Annotated in this window: 12 protein-coding genes and 1 pseudogene; 6 read left to right on the forward strand and 7 right to left on the reverse strand. The window is 65.3% G+C overall.

Annotated elements, in window-relative coordinates; translation table 11 throughout:
• Nucleotides 1-3: 3 nt before the first annotated feature.
• The gene (locus HQ306_RS06620) at nt 4-1,179 is read right to left on the reverse strand and encodes a Gfo/Idh/MocA family protein (RefSeq protein WP_222629641.1); all 1,176 of its coding nucleotides are present in this window, start codon (nt 1,177-1,179) and stop codon (nt 4-6) included.
• A 196-nt stretch (nt 1,180-1,375) separates the two neighbouring features.
• On the opposite strand from HQ306_RS06620, the gene HQ306_RS06625 reads away from it, so the two are divergent.
• The 4 genes from HQ306_RS06625 to HQ306_RS06640 all read left to right on the forward strand — a co-directional run bounded on the left by HQ306_RS06625 (nt 1,376) and on the right by HQ306_RS06640 (nt 4,735).
• A complete protein-coding gene (locus HQ306_RS06625; RefSeq protein ID WP_222631341.1) occupies nt 1,376-2,356 on the forward strand; it encodes a LacI family DNA-binding transcriptional regulator in 981 nt (326 codons plus the stop codon).
• Nucleotides 2,357-2,461: 105 nt separating this feature from the next.
• Nucleotides 2,462-3,454: a substrate-binding domain-containing protein gene (locus HQ306_RS06630; RefSeq protein ID WP_222629652.1), complete on the forward strand. Its 993-nt coding sequence runs from the start codon at nt 2,462-2,464 to the stop codon at nt 3,452-3,454.
• Between the two features lie 72 nt (nt 3,455-3,526).
• Nucleotides 3,527-3,805, forward strand: coding sequence for a GntR family transcriptional regulator (locus tag HQ306_RS06635; protein ID WP_222629667.1), 279 nt, complete (start codon nt 3,527-3,529; stop codon nt 3,803-3,805).
• 60 nt (nt 3,806-3,865) lie between these two features.
• Nucleotides 3,866-4,735, forward strand: coding sequence for a sugar phosphate isomerase/epimerase (locus HQ306_RS06640; protein ID WP_222629670.1), 870 nt, complete (start codon nt 3,866-3,868; stop codon nt 4,733-4,735).
• Nucleotides 4,736-4,772: 37 nt separating this feature from the next.
• Here HQ306_RS06640 and HQ306_RS06645 read toward each other — a convergent pair whose 3' ends face one another.
• From HQ306_RS06645 to HQ306_RS06665, 5 genes and pseudogenes are all read right to left on the reverse strand, one after another.
• On the reverse strand, nt 4,773-5,795 hold the full coding sequence (locus HQ306_RS06645; RefSeq protein ID WP_222631343.1) for a Gfo/Idh/MocA family oxidoreductase: 1,023 nt from the start codon (nt 5,793-5,795) through the stop codon (nt 4,773-4,775).
• Between the two features lie 1,157 nt (nt 5,796-6,952).
• Nucleotides 6,953-7,993 (reverse strand): LLM class flavin-dependent oxidoreductase, encoded by a 1,041-nt coding sequence (locus HQ306_RS06650; protein WP_222629673.1) that lies wholly within the window; start codon nt 7,991-7,993, stop codon nt 6,953-6,955.
• A 522-nt stretch (nt 7,994-8,515) separates the two neighbouring features.
• Entirely contained in the window at nt 8,516-8,686 is a 171-nt protein-coding gene (locus tag HQ306_RS06655) for a hypothetical protein (protein ID WP_155957004.1), read from the reverse strand.
• Entirely contained in the window at nt 8,683-8,895 is a 213-nt protein-coding gene (locus tag HQ306_RS06660; protein ID WP_261772217.1) for a hypothetical protein, read from the reverse strand. The genes HQ306_RS06655 and HQ306_RS06660 overlap by 4 nt, the downstream gene beginning before the upstream one ends.
• 399 nt (nt 8,896-9,294) lie before the next feature.
• A pseudogene (locus tag HQ306_RS06665) lies at nt 9,295-10,595 on the reverse strand (alpha-hydroxy-acid oxidizing protein).
• A 702-nt stretch (nt 10,596-11,297) separates the two neighbouring features.
• Here HQ306_RS06665 and HQ306_RS06670 point away from each other — a divergent pair.
• Together HQ306_RS06670 and HQ306_RS06675 are read left to right on the forward strand one after the other, a co-directional pair.
• Entirely contained in the window at nt 11,298-12,017 is a 720-nt protein-coding gene (locus HQ306_RS06670; protein WP_374197715.1) for an alpha/beta fold hydrolase, read from the forward strand.
• A gap of 475 nt (nt 12,018-12,492) precedes the next feature.
• Nucleotides 12,493-12,915 (forward strand): antibiotic biosynthesis monooxygenase, encoded by a 423-nt coding sequence (locus tag HQ306_RS06675; RefSeq protein WP_222629678.1) that lies wholly within the window; start codon nt 12,493-12,495, stop codon nt 12,913-12,915.
• A gap of 87 nt (nt 12,916-13,002) precedes the next feature.
• Here the strand turns inward: HQ306_RS06675 and HQ306_RS06680 are convergent, their stop codons facing one another.
• Nucleotides 13,003-13,719 (reverse strand): DUF899 family protein, encoded by a 717-nt coding sequence (locus tag HQ306_RS06680; RefSeq protein WP_222629681.1) that lies wholly within the window; start codon nt 13,717-13,719, stop codon nt 13,003-13,005.
• Nucleotides 13,720-13,857 lie beyond the last annotated feature (138 nt).

The following is a 13,857-nucleotide window of genomic DNA, read 5'->3' on the forward strand; positions in this document are numbered from 1 at the left end:
TGGTCAGATCTTGACGGCGATGCCGTTGTTCGCCGCAGATTCGGTGATGGCGGCTACGAGTTGCAGTCCGCGAAGGCCGTGGGCGAAGTCGGGAAGCGGCGGCAGGCCGTCGATTCCGGCGACCTGGTCGAGGAAGGCGCGGGCCTGGTAGGCGAAGAACTCGGCCTTGCCGTGACCGACGCCGCCGGCGTCCATCGGGAGTCCGCCACGGATGTAGGGGTGCTGCGGCCCGATGATGACCTGGCGGCGGCCGTTGACGGTGTCGTCGATGTCGGTGGTGGAGATGTGGAATTCGGCAGCGCGCTCGAGCGCCCAGGACGCGGATCCCTTTGTGCCGAAGACGTCGAAGGACAGTCCGTCCGGGTTGGCATGGGAAACGCGTGAGGCGGAGAACGTCCCGACGAACCCGCCCGCGAACGCCACGGTGAAGGTGGCGACGTCCTCGTTCTCCACGGGGGCCATCTCACCGGTGGTCTCGGCCTTGGTGTGTCCGTAGGTGACGCCGACGGGTACGGGCCGCTCGGTGATGACGGTAGCGAACTGGGCTCCGCGTACTTCGGTGATGGGCCCGGCGACGTATTCGGCGAGATCGATGAGGTGGCTGCCCACATCGGCGAGTGCACCCGTGCCGGGGCCGCCGCGGTAGCGCCAGGTCATGGGACCGGTGGGGTCGAGGGAGTAGTCGGCGCGGTACCGGCCGTCGAAGTGCACGATGTCGCCGAGTCGACCGGCTGCGAGTTCGTCGGCGATGGCCTGGACGGCGGGGGAGCGGCGGTAGGTGTACCCCACGGAGGCGATACCGGACGATGCCGAGGCTGCGGCGACCATCGACTCGGCGTCGGCGAGGGATCCGGCGAGGGGCTTCTCGCAGAGCACGTTCTTTCCGGCGGCAAGCAGGCCCTCGACGATCTCGCGGTGCAGGTGATTGGCGACGACGACGCTGACGACGTCGATGTCGTCGGCGGCAGCGATCGACTGCCAGTCGTACTCGGCCCGCTCGTAGCCGTAGCGCTTGGCGGTGTCGTCGGCGACCGCGGCGTTGGTGTCGGCGACGGCGACGAGGCGGACGTCGGGTCGGTCGGTGCCGAAGAGGGTGGAGGCCATGCGGTATCCGGCGGCGTGGGCGCGGCCGGCCATACCGCCGCCGATGACGGCGACGCCGATCGAGTCGTGGGTCATGAGAACTGCTCTCTCGAGATTCGTGGTCGTGGGAACTTGCCCGGTTTATTGAACCGGTCTAGTTGCACTACTATGAGACACGGGTCACGCGGTGTCAAGGACGTCGGGGCAGACCCGTCATCGATGACGAGAGGCACCCGTGGCAGACAATTCGACCTCGCAGTCAGGTGCGCGTTCCGGCGCGCGCAGCACCACGATGCAGGACGTCGCCGACCGGGCGGGGGTGTCGAAAGCGCTCGTGAGCATGATCTTTCGCGGTGTCCAGGGCCCGAGCGCATCGACGCGCGAGCGGGTGATGGAAGTCGCTGCGGAGCTGGACTACCGGCCCAACCGCAGTGCGGCGCTGCTGTCGCTGCGCCGCACACACCTACTCGGCGTCACGACCGACATCCGCAACACTTTCCATGCGGAGATGGTCGAACACCTCGTCGAGCAGGCAGACGGGCACGGGTACGAGGTCGTGCTCGGCGCCGTTACGCCCACGCACGGCGAGGAGAGCGTCATTCGCACCCTTCTCGACTTCCGGTGCGAAGCAGTGATTCTGCTGGGACCCGAGTCTGCGGCGGCATCGCTCGTGGAATGGAACAGCAGGGTTCCCCTGGTCGTGGTGGGTCGGCGGATGCCGGGATCGGCTCTCGATGTGGTGCGCGCCGGTGACCACCGGGGTATGAGCTCGGTCGTCGACCACCTGGTGGAGTTGGGGCACCGCCACATCACGCATCTCTCCGGCGGCGCCAATCCGATCGCCGGAGACCGCCGTGCCGGCTACGTGCGCGCGATGCACCGTCACGGACTCGACGATTTCGTGGAAATCCTCGACGGCGACTTCACCGAGGCGTCGGGCGTCCGAGCAGCGGCAGAGTTGATCTCCATGAAGACCAGGCCCACCGCCGTCGTGGCGCCCAACGACCGCAGTGCTGTCGGGCTTCTCGACGCGTTGCAGCGTGCCGGGATCGATGTGCCGGGCGAGATGTCGGTAACGGGATACGACGACAGCATGCTGGCCCAGATGGCGCACGTGGATCTGACGTCGGTGAGTCAGGAACCCCGCGAGCAGGCGCTCAAGGCCGTCGATGCTGCCGTTGACCGGCTCGACCGCGGCCGCACCGAGGCGCGGTCGGTCGTCTTGCGGCCCCGCCTCATCACGCGATCCACCTCGGGTCCCGCCCCGCGCTGAGTCGCCCGTCCCGCCCATTTTCTTGACAGCACGTGTGGCGTGGGTCATAGTTCCGACTAGACCGGTCAAATAGACCCATCTACTCCCGTGAAAGTAGGACTCCTCGTGATCTCGACACGTCGCGCTGCGGTCGCAGTGGCACTCGCTGCCGCCACCACACTCACCGCGTGCAGCAGCACCGGTGGCGCTCCCGAATCGACCGACGGCGGCGGCGCGAACGCCGGCGTCGCCAACACCCCGCGCGCCACGATCGCGATGATCACGCACGCGCCTCCCGGGGACACGTTCTGGGACCTGATCCGACGCGGCGCGGAAGCTGCGGCCGCGAAGGACAACATCGACCTGCAGTACAACGGCGAGGTCGAGGCACCCAACCAGGCGAACCTCGTGCAAAATGCGCTCGACTCCAGCGTCGACGCCATGGCGGTCACGCTCGCGAAACCCGATGCCATGCAGCCGAACGTCGAGAGCGCCATCGCCGCCGGTGTCCCGGTCGTCGCCTTCAACTCCGGCTACGACAATTGGAAGGACATGGGCGTCCAGGGATACTTCGGCCAGGACGAGCGCACCTCCGGCATTGCCGCCGGTGAGCGACTGAAGACCGACGGCGCCACCAACGCCATCTGTGTGATCCAGGAGCAGGGCGCCGTGCAGCTCGAGGCGCGGTGTGCAGGTGCCGCAGAGGGTTTCGGCGGCAAGATCGAGAACCTCAACGTCAACGGGCAGGATCTCCCGTCCGTCCAGGCCACCATCCAGGCCAAACTGCAGCAGGACCCGAGCATCGACGCCATTCTCACCCTGGGCGCACCGATCGCACTGACGGCCATCGAGTCGGTCAGTGCCAGCGGTAGCGACGCCGAGATCGCCACCTTCGACACCAATGCAGCACTCGTGGACGCCGTCAAGTCCGGAGACGTGGCCTGGGCCATCGACCAGCAGCCCTACCTGCAGGGCTACCTGGCGGTGGACTCGCTCTGGCTGTACCTGAACAACAAGAACACCATCGGCGGGGGACAGGCTGTGTTGACCGGACCGTCGTTCATCGACGAGACCAATATCGACGCCATTGCCGACCTCGCCGCCGGCGGCACCCGCTAGGACTCGGACGTCCGCGCCGGCACTGTCATTCTGTCCCCCGGCGCGGACCGTTCCTGTCGAAACGACGGACTCATGCCACACCACCGCATCGAGCTCGACACGTCGAGCCCTGTTCCGATCTATCACCAGATGGCACAACAAATTCGATCGATGATCGACTCGGGGGCACTCGACGACGGCGACGCGCTCGAGAGCGCCCGCTCACTGTCGCGGCGGCTGCGCGTCTCCCGCGACACCGTCATCCACGCTCAGCGCGTGCTCGTCCGAGACGGCTACGCAGTGCGAGTCGAGTCCGGGGGGCTCGTCGCCAGAACCCCGACCTCGATACCGCAGTGTGTTCTCGCATCCTGAAAACTTGTGTGCGACAGCATGTTCACGCCCGGCCCGCCTTCGATCAATACAGGACCCTTCATGAAGATCGCGCTCGATCCGACGCCGTTTCATCATTCGCATTCGCTGCTCGAGCTGCCCGCCGTGGTGGCCGATCTGGGGTACGAGTGGTTGCAGCTCACCCCGCACGTGGACATGATCCCCTTCTTCAACCATCCCAAGGCCGACGACGGATTGGTCGCGAAGTTCCGCAAGGCCTGCTCGGACGCCGGCGTCCGCGTCGCCTCGGTGTTGCCGGTGCTGCGGTGGTCCGGTCCCGACGAGGACGCCCGCGAGGCGGCCGTGCGGTACTGGAAGCGGGCCATCCAGATCACCGTCGACCTCGGGGTGTCGACGATGAACACCGAGTTCTCGGGGCGACCGGAGAAGCCGGAGGAGTCCGAGCGGGCGTTCTACCGGTCGATGGAGGAACTGGTCCCCATCATCGAGCGCGAGGGGCTCGACGTCCTGATCGATCCGCATCCGGACGATTTCGTCGAGGACGGGCTCGCTGCGATCCGCACCATCCGCGGGATCAACTCCCCGAACATCGGGATGGTGATCGTGGCGTGCCACCAGTTCCACATGGGTGGTGACCTGCCGGCGATCATGGCCGCCGCCGGGGACATGGTGCGTCTGGTGCACGTGGCGGACACGATGGATCATCACCGTTCGCACGGGTTGCGGTACATCACCAATCCGCCCGGCAACGCGGTGCGGGTGCACCAGCATCTGAAGATCGGGGACGGGGACGTCGACTGGGACCAGTCCTTCGGCGGCCTCGGCTCACTCGGGTTCTACGACAAGGACACCGTCATGGTGTCGAGTGTGTTCGCCGAGAACGAGAACGCCCACGACGTCTCCCGCTACCAACTCGAGACGATGAACAAGTACGTCGAGAAGTACTCCTGACCCGCACCGGCTGGGGGCAGGCGAAATGTCGCCGCCCTCAGCCGAGAGTTATGGCTCGACCCGAGGATGCCGATTCGCGTGCCGCTGTGAGAATCGCGATGGTGTCCAACGCCTCGGTTGCCGGGACCGGTTGCGTCCCCTCACCTTTCACCGCAGCAGCGAAGGTCGAGTAGTAGTCCTGGTACGCACCTTGCAGTGACGGAATTGCCTCCACGCCGGCAGAGGTGCGCAGGGTGCCCCACCTTTCGGGTGCCTCGTACCCCCAGTTCGCAGTGTCGTCAGCCGGGCGGCGCCCCGCGAACAGCGCCTGCGCCTGCACGTCGGTTCCGTCGCTGACGTAACTGCCCTCGGAGCCGAACACTCGCAGGCGCCGGGCATCGAGGTGGTTGACCTTGCTCGACGACACGGTGGAGAAGACACCGCTCCGATGGCTGATGTCGATGACGAATGACGCATCGGTGCGGCCTTCAGGACGATCGACGTGATCGAGGTGCGCGTACACACGCTCCGCCGGACCGAACAACCACACCATCTGATCGACGACATGAGCGCCCATGTCTCGCAACAGTCCTCCGTCCGGACCGGCCTCCAACGTGTCCGCGCCATCCAAGTCGAAGTGCGACTCCGCTCGCCACACCCGACCTACCCGAGGCAGCACCGATCGGAGCGTTCGGATATCGGCGTCGAAACGACGGTTTTGATAAACGCCCAAGAGCACAGCCGCATTCTCTGCTGCGGCGATCAACTCTTGGGCGCCGTCCAGATCGGGTGCAAACGGTTTGTCGGCGACGACATGTAGTCCGTGAGAAATTGCCTCCATCACCAGAGATCGTCGGGTAGCAGGCGGTGTGGTGATCGTGACGGCGTCGACATGGCCGACCATCTCTCGTAAAGATGGAAAGACCGGGACGTCGGGAAAATCCTGGTGCGCTTCGCTGATCCGCTGCGGTGACCGCGCCACGATTCCGGCCAGTTCGATTCCGCGGGCCGCCGTGATGAACGGTGCGTGGAAATACCGGCCGCCGAGGCCGAATCCGACGAGGCCAAGTTTCACAGTCATGGACAAATTGTATAGACAACAGAACAAGGTTGGGGCTGTTGGTTTGCTTAGGCGCCGGAGGAACACCCGTCACTGCAAGGAGGGCATTCGTTCCGTCGACACTGCCCACTGCCGTGTCGATCGCTCTCACGAACAGGCAGGCCGGCCTCGAGGCATGGATTGACAGATCGCAGGTGAGCATTTGCGCGGTCGGGCGCAGCATTGTCACTGCGGATGGGCGGCGAACCGCTCTTCTCGTGAGCTGTTCGATCTCTTCCCCGAGGTGACTTGCTGGTTTGAGTGCTGACTCGACACTCATCAGGCCACTCATCACTTATTCATGACTTTCGTTCTGGTCTCACCAGGATCGTGGTGGTCCCGTCTGGTCATGTGACTCTTAATCTTTGCTGGTCAGATGGACTTTCGTGGTCCCACTCGGCTTCCTGGGTTTCGCCGGGCATACTCACTGGGTCCGGGGTTCGAGTCCCTGTGGGCGCACCACAAAGGGCCCCTGATCAGCAGTTAGCTGGTCAGGGGCTCTTCTGGTTTCGGTGCCACTCACTACTTATTCATGACTGCAACTCGAAACTCGAGGTTTCGGGTCTTCTCGGCCATATCGAACGACGCATTGTGCCCGCTCAGGCGGCTGCAAAGTTGTCTGTACCGGGTCCGATAGACCTGCGGTGCAGGCTGCTCGCGCCCACTGCGACGCCTGGGGTGCCACCGTCCGCTACAGAGAGTTCGGACGGCGACATCGTCCCCCGGGCGGAGTGGGGGTTGCTGTGCATCGTGGGAGCGCCCCTGCCGTACATCTACACCGTCGAACTCCGATCTCCGACTCGAACGGGGGCGACGAGCTCATCACCGCACTGTGGACCACCACCGAATGTTGCACGCCGATTAGGGTGGGCACGTCGGCGTCCCCGAATACGCCAGCGACGAGGCGGACCGGTTCTTCACCCGGCACCTGAGACAAGGCCGGCCCTACCGGTCGAGGGATCGGCGACTGTGAATCGAATATTTTCCGGGCGGGGCATAATGCAATCTCGCGTCAGAGCCCGCCGTCCGAACTTGGACGGCGGGCGAAGATCCACGGAATCTACGTCGGCTGGAAATCGAGGTCGAACACGCCCGAGCATTCACGCAGAACCGGCCGTAGGTCCGCTAGCTCGTCATGATCAAGCCCACGGTCGGAGATCGGCCACCAGCGGTGCGACCTCCGTTCCCAGTAGCTCGATGCCGCGGAGCAGATCACTGTGAGCCAAGCGGGGATTGGTCATCTGCAGGGACAGCCGATCCACACCGCCGAGCTGTTCGCCCACTCGCGCGATCTTGTCGGCCACCGTCTGCGGGTCACCCATGAAAAAGGCACCGTTAGGTCCGGACGTGGCATCGAACTGCGCTCGGGTCGGTCGCGCGAATCCTCGCTCCCGCGAGATCTTCGTGAACATCTCGTTCCACCCGGGGTAGATGGTGTCCGCCGCCGCCTGCGTGCTCTCCGCGACGAACCCGAACACGTGCAGGCCCACCTTCAATTTCTCCGGCGCATGACCTGCCTGCGCACCCGCGCGGCGGTACAGATCGACGAGCGGCGCGAACTGGCGCGGCTCACCGCCGATGATCGCGATCATCAGCGGCAACCCCAACAGACCTGCGCGAGCGAATGATTCGGGACTGCCACCGACACCCACCCAGATCGGCAGAGAATCCTGCATCGGACGCGGATAGATGCTCTGCCGCGTCAGCGCCGGCCGGTGCTTGCCCGACCACGTCACCTCGACGTTGTCCCGGATCTGCAGCAGCAGCTCGAGCTTCTCGATGAACAGCGAGTCGTAGTCGGCCAGGTCCAGACCGAACAGGGGGAACGACTCGGTGAACGAGCCGCGGCCCACGACCAGATCCGTCCGCCCCTTCGAGATCAAATCCAGGGTGGCGAATTCCTGGAAAACTCGCACCGGATCGTCCGCGCTGAGTACCTTGACCGCACTGCCCAGCCGGATTCGTTCCGTGCGAGCTGCCGCGGCCGCCAGGATGATCGACGGAGCGGAATCGTAGTACTCGCTGCGGTGGTGCTCGCCGATCCCGAACGAGTAGAGACCCACCCGGTCGGCGAGGGTGATCTCCTCGAGCAGATGCTCCATCCGCTCGGCAGCGCCGATCACGCGGCCGTCGGTCGGGTCGGTTACGGAGGACACGAAGCTGTCCACACCTACATGCATTGCTGAACCTCTCGGTCGGGGCCACGACGTCGACCCTGGTTTAGTTTACAAGTCAACCATCTCGACCGAGAAACTGTTCCCAGGGCTACCCACCTCTCCGCGCCCCTGATCGGCACGGCTGCTGATCAGGGGCCCTTTTGTGGTGCGCCCACAGGGACTTGAACCCCGGACCTTTAGTGACACTCGACGGCTATGCCGCCCCGCAACCTGGCACCCGGGGCGGCAACTGGGACAAGAACACAACCCAGCTCGGTGAGCACCGCCTCGCGCAGCACAGCCGGACACAGCTACCTCTACCGAGCCGGGAGAAACACTCCATGACCGAGCCTCTCAGCTTCGAGGTCGTGGTATCGAGACGGCGGCGATACGCCGCAGCGACGGATGGACCGTGTACAGCCCTTCTCGGGCTGAGCGCGCTGATCGGTCGGTTCCCCGAGCAACGCCACAGCGAAGGACAAGTGTTCTACGCCTGCTGCGCCAGTTGGTGTTCACCTTCCACGCAGCCGCTGCACCGCTGAAAGGTCAGGTCAGATCAGGCGGTGGCGTGGTGGGACGGCCGGCAGCAGTGTCGCGAAGCCACTGCGGTACCTCTCGTCCGCTTCGCTCGCGGATGGCGATGGAGGCGCGGGCAGCGGCAGCAGCCACCCTGGGCCGCTCGGCCGGTCGGTCACTGCGTTCCTCGGTGGCGGTCATCGGGGGTCCTCCTGCTGCTCGCTCTGGCTGTCAGTGTCCTCGGTTTCGGTCGGCGGCACCAGCGCCCGCCGTGCCGCTGCACGGTCGGTGACAGCGACCAGAACGTCTTCCTCGGTCCTGGTGGTCAGCGCCGAGTCGGTGACCGTGGCGTAGATGTCCCGGCCGAGTTCGGCCTCGTCGCCGTTGTCACTGGTGTGCGTTCGAGGCACCATGTGATGCGTTGCCAGGCCTGGGCGCGCTTGTCTGCGACAGTGCGTTGTCGGACGGTGAGAGGAACGCCGACGACGGCGAGGACCAATAGACGAGATGTGGTACGTCGTCTCCATACACGTCGCTGGGGTCCGGTCGTACCCGAGGGTGTCGGCGTGGTCATGGTGGCGTCCTGTATTCACTCGGCCGCGGCCCGAACGACCTTGCTCGCAGTGCGTTTGGGTGGTCTTGCTGTTCCGTCTGTGGGCGATCGCCTTGATGATCGGAGCTGAGCTGCGAGTGATCGGCACACCGGGATGCCGGACGGCGGTTCGCCGTCCAGGGTCTGTTGTATTCGCGAGGAAAGTAGGGTTCGCGCCGCGGCTCCGTCGTGGCTCACTGCGCTGCACTCGATCGTGTCATGGTGCTCGCCACAGGGAGTCTCGATCGATGCTGTCGGGTGAGCAGTGGCCGGCGAGTGCCATGACGAGGTCGAATTCGGCAACGATATTGGCGACGACGTCGGCGGCACCGGCGGCACCGGCCAGAGCGAGTCCGTACATGTGCGGTCTGCCGATGCACACGGCGTCGGCGCCCAGGGCGAGTGCCTTGAACACATCCGACCCTGATCGGATTCCGGAGTCGAACAACACCCTCACGCGTCCGTCGACTGCGTCGACGACCCCCGGCAAAGCGTCAGCGGCTCCGATCGCTCCCTCGATCTGTCGTCCCCCGCGGTTGGACACCATGATTCCGGCGACGCCGAGATCGACGGCGCGTCGGGCGTCGTCGGGATGCAGAACGCCTTTCAAGACGATCGGCAGGGACGTGCGGTCCTGCAGTCCGGCGATATCGTTCCAGTTCAGGCTTTCTCGCGAGTAGATGTCGGTGAACGTCGTCACCGCGGTGCGCGGCTCGGGCGACAGGAGATTGGCCACGGTGCTGCCCGGTGCGTTCCGTGCGATCGAGAACAGGGTGGACAGCGCGGACAGTGCACTCGACGGGCCCGTGATGGGGAGATTCGGCTTTTCGGCGCCGGCCGCCAGGCGCTCCGCGACGATCGAACGGAACCGAGCATCCGAGGTGTATTGGCTGATGCCGATGCCACGTGAAACGGTAGCGACCCAAGGTTGAGGTCCTGTGGTCGCCATCCCAGCAGTGTCGTGTCGAGGGTCACCGTGATCGCACTGGCACCGGAGCGCTCGGCCCGCGTGAGCAGGGAATCGACCAGGTCGTCGTCGGTCGACCAGTAGAGCTGGAACCACCGCGGGGACCCGGGCGCGATCCGGTCCATGCCGGCAGCGACCTCCTCCATCGCGACGGACCCCTGGTTGGAGAAGATGTAGGGAAGTCCCAGTGTGGCGGCGGCTTGGCCGATCAACAGATCTGCCTGTCGATGCACTGCGCCCCCGGCTCCGACCGGAGCGAACAACACGGGTGCCGGAAGCGTGAGGCCGAGGAGTTCGCTTTCGGTGGTTCTCGCAGACACGTCCCGAAGGACCCGAGGCACGATGTTCCACCGGTCGAGAGCGCGGCGGTTGTTGTCCATCGTGGTGCCGGAGCCGGCCCCACCCGCAATGTAGGCACGCGCTCGGTCGGACATCTTCGTGAGTGCACGCCGTTCCAATCCCGGGAAATCCGTGGGAACAGTCGGTGTTCGTCCGGCCACCCCCGCTGTGTAGATGTGGTTTTGGCGTTCGCGTCCGGTGGAGAGTGGCATGTGCGGATCCGTTCCCGAGTCGTGGCCCACTTGGTCGGCATTGCCGTCGACCGATCGATGGTGCGTCGGCATGGCGGGGACGGTACACGAGCTCGGATTAGCGAAGAATGCGCAGCTCAAGGGTGTGCAGCGGCACAAATTCGGTGAGGTCTCCGTGTGCGCGGTTGCCCTTGCGTCCTCGTCCGCTCGTCGTTCACCTACAAGGTTGTGCGCCGTCTCGTCATGAAAGCCGTTGCCCGTGCGACCGGGGTAACTGACAGCAATGATTCCCGACTGCTATTGCGGTCTCATCGGAACCGTGATGGTCCCACATGGTCATGTGACTCTTGATCCACGCTACTGAGGTGGGATTCATGGTCCCACTGGATTACCGAGTTCGGCCGGGGACAGTCACTGGGTCCGGGGTTCGAGTCCCTTCTGGTTCAGATGCTACTCACTACTATTTTCCGAGACCGTGGACCACAGGTCTGACGGCGAGGTGCCGATGTGACGTCGACACGGCGTGCCTGTCCGGTGATGAGTTCGGCAGCGCACCCGAGTCGACACGGCATGACTACACACACGCTCGCCGTTTCCGGCGCCACCATCACCTACGACGTCCATGGTCCACTGACCTCGGATACACCCCTGTTGCTCATCGGTTCACCGATGGATGCGAGTGGGTTCACTACGCTCCGTACGCATTTCATCGATCGACCGGTCGTGACCTACGACCCACGCAACACCGGCCGCAGCGTCTGTGGCGAACCCACGGCTGCGGTCACGCCGTGGCAGCACGCCGCCGATCTGGATGCGTTGATCACAGCGCTGGGGTCCGGACCTGTCGACGTGTTCGCGTCGAGCGGCGGCGCGGTCAACGCCCTCGTCTGCGTCGAACGCCGGCCGGGCGCGATCCGAACTCTCGTCGCCCACGAGCCACCCGCCGGTGGTGCACTCGCTGACCACAACCACATCTCGGCTGCCTGCACGCACATGGTGGAGTCCTACGACGCGGCGGGGACGGGGCCGGCGATGGCCGAGTTCATCCGCCTGGTGATGCACCGCGGTCCTGTCGACGAGGCGTACCTCGCAGGGCCGGCGCCGGACCCGGCGCAGTTCGGACTCCCGACCGAGGACGACGGTTCTCGTACCGATCCGCTGATGTCGAACATGCGTGGACTGGGCGTCGATTACGTGCCCGACGTGGAGCGTCTGACGGCAGCGTCGACTCGCATCGTCATCGCGGTAGGCGAAGAGTCCGGTGGGCCTGAGGACGGCGAGATGGCCGGTCGTGCAGCGTATGCGGTGGCCCGTCTGTTGGGCCAGGACGCTGTCGTCTTCCCCGGCGGACATCAGGGGTTTCTCGGTGGTGAGTACGGTCAGACGGGCCGGCCCATCGAGTTTGCCGCAGCGCTCCGGACGTGGTTGGACTGTGTTGGATGAGGCGTGCCGGAGTCTGGGTGCGGCAGCAACGGTAGCTGCAGCACAACTCAGATTCTCCTCGGGCGGACTTTGTCAGGCCGCAGGATGCAGCACGACGGCACCGCACCTTGACCGCATTGGCTGTTCTGCGAAATGGGGAGGGGCGTCGGAGTGCTGGATGGCGCCCGCCGGCTCGCCCCCGGAGCTCGGGCGCGAGGCAACAATGCTCTCGACGTGGCACAAGCAACAGGCTGAGGCTCACAAGCGGAAAGCACGGGAAGTGACCCGGCAGTCGGAGAACCTGCGCACGGGGTTCGCTCTGATCGCCGAGTGATAGTTACTGGTGCGAATAATATCGTCGGAATCTTTACTCATTCGCGACACGAGGTCGTTTATGAGCAGATGACAACCACCCACGAATCGGAGCACCTCACAGCGGTGGCGGCGCAGTACCGGCTCATCGCCCCGCGTGATCGCGGCCACTACGCTTTCCACCATGAAGAGCTCCAGAGAGCACGACGAGCCCGCCCGGCAGCCCTCCGAGCCGGAACGCCTTGCCGCCGACGAGCTGCATGGGACCTCGCGGATCCAGATCTTCGATGGTGGGCTCGAGAAATTCGAGAAACTCGCCCGAGAGTGCGTCGACATCGTCCGCGACCTCGACACCGGCACGTTGGAGTACTGCTTCTATCTGAACGCCGAGGGCACAGAGGCGTTCGTGCATGAGCGCTATCGTGACTCGGCAGCCGGCTTGGAGCACATGCGCAACATCGGCCGAATGATGGAGCCCCTCTCAGAGGTATGCGTCATGACCGGCGAGGTGTGCGGCGAGCCGAACGCAGAGCTTCGAGAGGCACTTACCAGTGCCGGGGTGACGATCTACAGCCCGTTGACTTCGAGTCTCCGCGTCATTCCCTGAAACGCCACGTGTGTCTTACTGCCTCCCCGGGGGGAAGCATGAAGCTGCGCGCGCACCTCCGTCGCCCCTCGCCCGACCTCCGCGCGTTCAGTCTTCGGAAGGTCTGCTCGCAGCGGACGGTGCGGGTTCCGTGTACTCGTCGTGACGGCGCATCCAGAACGCGTGCGGCGCCTGCGGCCACCCTTCGGGAACGTCCTCGCCCTCGATCTGGCCGCCGTAGGGCGTGAGCGACAGGAGGCTGTTGACGCTTCCGATATCGCCGACGACGGTTCCGTTCTGCAGGAAGTACGTGCGGTACACGCTGTCGCCGACACGGAGGAAGACGTTGAGCGCGAACCACTCCGTCGCCCCGAAGTCGCTCGTGAAGGAGGGCGTCCTGATCGTGTACCAGGGCACGTCGTCCCACCCCATCCGCGCCTTGTATGCCGCGAGCTGCGGCTGCTCCGCGGGTGACGTCATGGCGAAGGTGACGTCGTGGGCGTGGAGGAGTCCGAGGTCCCCGACCCCGTCGGCCCACGAGGAGCAGCCCGCGCATCCGGCATCGGGCCAGCCCGCGACACCCTCCTCGAAGAAGAAGCGGTACAGGATCAGCTGGCTGCGCCCCTCGAACAGATCCACCAGCCGGACCACGCCCTCCGGCCCCTCGAACAGATACTCGTCCTCGACGAGGACCATCGGCATCCGCTTGCGCGCCGCCGCGGTCTCCTCGAGGACGGCGGCCAGACGCTCCTCCTGCGACCTGAGGGCCGCGACGGAGGACTCCCACTCGGAGGCGGAGACGACGGCAGGCTTAGCGATGCTCATACCCGCATCGTAGGCACTCCCGACATCCGCGATCCAGCATGAATCTGCGTCGAGGCAGCCTCGTCGAGGCCGCCAGTGCCCCGCCCATCCTCCCTGATGAAGCGTCGTACATGCCGCCGATGCCGGCACCGCACTGCG

Source organism: Rhodococcus sp. BP-160, assembly GCF_019836205.1.
Classification (GTDB): Bacteria; Actinomycetota; Actinomycetes; order Mycobacteriales; family Mycobacteriaceae; genus Rhodococcoides.